The organism is Albidovulum sp. (assembly GCF_049646345.1).
Lineage (GTDB): Bacteria > Pseudomonadota > Alphaproteobacteria > Rhodobacterales > Rhodobacteraceae > Albidovulum.
In genome coordinates, this window is the sequence record NZ_JBARVQ010000845.1 from 1 (window position 1) to 3,884 (window position 3,884).

The 3,884-nt window shown below is 65.0% G+C and carries 4 protein-coding genes; 1 reads left to right on the forward strand and 3 read right to left on the reverse strand.

Translation table 11 applies throughout. From position 1 onward, the window contains the following. From WBB85_RS22180 to WBB85_RS22190, 3 genes are all read right to left on the reverse strand, one after another. A partial coding sequence (locus tag WBB85_RS22180) for a DUF4150 domain-containing protein (protein WP_432640741.1) occupies positions 1 to 458 on the reverse strand: 458 nt, incomplete at its 3' end. Between the two features lies 1 nt (position 459). After that, the gene (locus WBB85_RS22185; protein ID WP_432640742.1) at positions 460 to 1,476 is read right to left on the reverse strand and encodes a hypothetical protein; all 1,017 of its coding nucleotides are present in this window, start codon (positions 1,474 to 1,476) and stop codon (positions 460 to 462) included. Next, complete coding sequence (locus WBB85_RS22190; RefSeq protein ID WP_432640743.1) at positions 1,476 to 2,510, reverse strand: DUF2169 family type VI secretion system accessory protein; 1,035 nt, start codon at positions 2,508 to 2,510, stop codon at positions 1,476 to 1,478. Before WBB85_RS22190 ends, WBB85_RS22185 begins: the two co-directional genes overlap by 1 nt. Positions 2,511 to 2,758: 248 nt before the next feature. Between WBB85_RS22190 and WBB85_RS22195 the strand changes: the two genes are divergently transcribed. Then, a partial coding sequence (locus WBB85_RS22195; protein WP_432640744.1) for a helix-turn-helix domain-containing protein occupies positions 2,759 to 3,884 on the forward strand: 1,126 nt, incomplete at its 3' end.

A 3,884-nucleotide genomic window follows, 5' to 3' on the forward strand; every position in this document is an offset into this window, starting at 1 on the left:
GGGCACTTCTCCGGCTTGTCTTTGTCGGGAAATGCGGCAACTGGAATCTGAACCTCTCCCCCCAGACAGGCCGTATTCCCGTGATTCATCTGCATTTTGTCGGTCAGACGGCAGGCATTCTTGCCGTCGAGCTTGACGTCGAAGGAATAAAGCAGCCAGGTCGCCTCTTTCATGAAGGTGCTCGACTTGACGCCACCCGCCGTGCCGGCCTCGTCGCCGTTGCACATCGAAAACTCAGAGCCCTTGACCGCGCACATATTGCCGCCATCGGCCTTGACTGTCGTCGTGCCCTTCACCAGTTGCGACGACATCGACACGATCACCGGATAGGGCACAGGCACAGGCCCGCCGGGCGACGGTGTCTTGCAGACGTCGGGCAGCGTCGATTTCGCGATCCCCATGGAGCCTTTGTGGACCAGCGAGTTCGAAGTGCCGTTGACATGGATCGTAACCGGCATCTCAGCCCTCCCCTGCCATGGTGCGCAGCCTCAGCCCCGACCTGAGGCCGGATTCCGACCCGGCCAGATGCACGCTGACCGGCCCCCGCGCATATCCTCGCTCCGCCGCCTCGACAGCCAGCGCGATGAACAGCGGCAAGGACGCCGCCCCGACATCGCCCCAGCAATCCGCCGGAGCGGCAAAGGCAGCGGGATCGCTGAACCTTTCACTGGTTCGCGCCAGCATGAACCCAATTTCGTCGGCGCGGTAGGTTTCACCATTCTGGTCGCAATAGAAGCCGTCGAACACCGCGCGGGGGGGCAGATCCTCAAGCAGGCTCTGAACGATCCGGGTCATAGACCAGCCCAGACAGACGCCGTCGGTCTTGATCGGCACGTCTTCGCGGTCGATGGCAACCTTTTCGACGATCGCACGGGCTGTGCCGCGCCGTTCCGCGTTTTGGGGATGCGCGAGCAGACAGGCCCCCGCCGCCGCCCCCGGAATGAAGCCCCATGCGTTATAGGGGGCGTGAAGCTGGCGGTTCCGCTCCAGCCAGGCAATCGTCTCGGGGTGCAGATAGCTGTCGGCCCCCACAACCGCGATGACAGCGCCGGGGGTCCGGGCGAGATATCCGCTTGCCTGACGCAGCGCAGAGCCGCCGCCTGCATGCCCTGCCCCATCGGCCAGCGCGACCTGCACGCCCGTGACCTGCGCCTCCAGATGCGCCTTGACCTGCGCGCCGAGTGTTCCGGGCAGTCCCGGCCGCGGCTCGGGCAGCGCCAGCAGCACCGGCAGAGGGGTGCCATCGGCGATCTGCGACAGTGCTGCCGCCGCCATGGCCCCGATCGCCTGCGCCGGATCGTCAATCTCCGCAATTCCGGGTGGCGCTGCGACGATGGCCGGTTCGCCCAGCCTGTCCGGGGCCTTTGCATATTCGGAAAACCCCGAAAGGGCGCAGCGCACCGCGGCTGCGGCCGCCGCGGGTGACAACCCGACCGCAGTGCAGGCCGCAGTCCTGAGGACACAGAGCGCTGTCATCAGCCCGCCCTTGTTGCGGGGCGCAGGCGCGTGCGTTCCCACACGCGCGTTGCCCGCAGCATGGTGACCCGGGGATGACATTCGAGACTGGTATGCCACACGATCGACACTGCCGGGATGTCTGGTTCAAAGACAACGGTGTGCAGATTGGCCCGGTGCATGGCATCGGTCAGGTCGTCGAACTCGGTCTCGAACGCCAGCGATATGCGCGGCAGAAAGAATTCGAGCGGGCCATCGGGATGCACGCCGTCAAGGCGCACCGCCTCTCCGCCGCGCAGAAAGCCCTCGACCTGCTGATCCTCGGGGGCCTGCTGGTGGAAACGGCTGTCGAAATCGAGCGGTAGCAGCGGCAGGCGCGTCTTTTCCCAGACGGAATCGTAGGTGCCGCCATAGCGTCGCCGCTGGACCCAGTGCGGTGCGACCGCACCGAAACCAACGGGCCTTGGCCGGTCCGAGGGAGACCGGAAGAGGTAGGCCGGGTCTTCCAGATTGGGCAGCCTCCTGCCATCCAGCGCGGCGGCCCGCGACGTATATCCGGTCCCGGCCGGATTGGGCGCGTACCAGTCGGCCGGCGCGTCGGGATCGCCTGCCAGATCGACACCGCCATAGGCGCGAGAATAACAAAGCGGAATTCGCGCGAAGGGTTGCGGGGCCGAGGCACCACCCAAGGCCCATAACCGGTCGCCAAAGACAGTCGCGTGCTTCCTGACCGGACCAACCGACAGTCCGACCTGAACCTGCTGTGCCAGATGCCCGCGCGGGGCATGCGCATGGCCGGTCATAAGGACATCGGTCGCGTGCTTTTCGTGGACCAGATCGGTGTCAGCCGCCAAATGGCAGGAAATCCCACTTCCGACGAATTCGGGCGCGATCTTCACATCATCCTGCGCAAGCTCCGGGTCCCAGACGGCCTCCTGGCCCGGAACGATCCTGAACCGCGCGCGGACAGCGACCAGCCAGACTTCACGGCCGGACAGATCACGAACCCATCCGCGGTCCGCCTTGTAGGGGGTAGAGTTCAGGACTTCCCACATTCCATTACCTGCGGCGACTGTACCACCAGCGTAACACGCCCGACGGGAATTCCGAACCTTTCGCTACACATCTGCGCGGCATGCCGACAGGGTGGTCCTGCTGTCGAACTGGGGCGTTATCCCTGATCCGATACCCGCACCGACCCTGCCGGCCGGCGATTTCCAAATGTGAATCGCCCATACCGCACCCACTTGGCGGCAGAGTTTGCAAAGGCTATCGTCCAGTTCGCAAAGTCGCGGGATCACAGATGGCCACCCAGAAACTCTATGCCGGCGCCAAACTGCGCGAAACCCGGAACCGCCTTGGGCTGACCCAAAAGGCCTTCTCGGCCAAGTTGGGTGTTTCGCTGCCCTATCTCAATCAGATGGAAAATAACCACCGCCCGGTTTCCGCCGCCGTGGTTCTGGCGCTGGCGGGGGAATTCGGGCTCGATGTGACCGAGCTTTCGGCGGGTGACGCCGAACGGCTGGTCTCGGACATGCGCGAGGCTCTGGCGGACCCGGTCTTCACCGATACCGCCCCGCCGCTGGCCGATCTGCGCCTTGCCGCATCGAACGCGCCGATGCTGGCACGGGCCTTTCTGGAACTGCACCGCGCCTACCGGCAAAGCCATGAACGCCTTGCCTCGCTCGACGAGGCTTTGGGGCGCGATGAAACCGCGACCCGTGCCTCGCCCTGGGAAGAAGTGCGGGATTTCTTCCACTATTGCGACAACTATATCGACGCTGTCGACCGCGCCGCCGAACGGTTCGCCGACACTCATGGCCGCGACACGGACCCCGAGGCGAAGGCCCGGGCGCTGCTGTCCGAGCGCGGCATCGACGTGGTTCTGTCGGACAGCACCGAAATCCGCGCGGTGGATGGCAAGCGCATCACGTTGTCGACCCGCACGGCACCGGAAACACGGCGCTTTCAGCTGCTGCACCAGCTTGCCCTGATCACCCAGAATGAACTGCTGGAGGCGACGCTGGATCTGGCCCGCTTTCAGTCCGAAGCCGCCCGCTCCATCGCCAAGATCGGGCTTGCGAATTATTATGCCGGGGCGGCCCTACTGCCCTATCGCGCCTTTCTTGAGGCGGCAGAGGAGACACGGCACGATCTGGAACGGCTGGCCGACCGGTTCGGGGCCTCGATCGAACAGGTTGCGCATCGCTTGTCGACGATGCAAAGGCCGGGGCTGAAGGGCATTCCCTTTTTCTTCGTCCGCGTCGATCAGGCCGGGACAATCACCAAACGCCATTCCGCGACGCGGCTGCAATTCGCCCGCTTCGGCGGGGCCTGCCCCTTGTGGAATGTCCACCGCGCCTTTGAAACCCCGGGCCGATTCCTGCGGCAACTGGCCGAGACACCTGACGGCGTGCGCTACCTTTGCC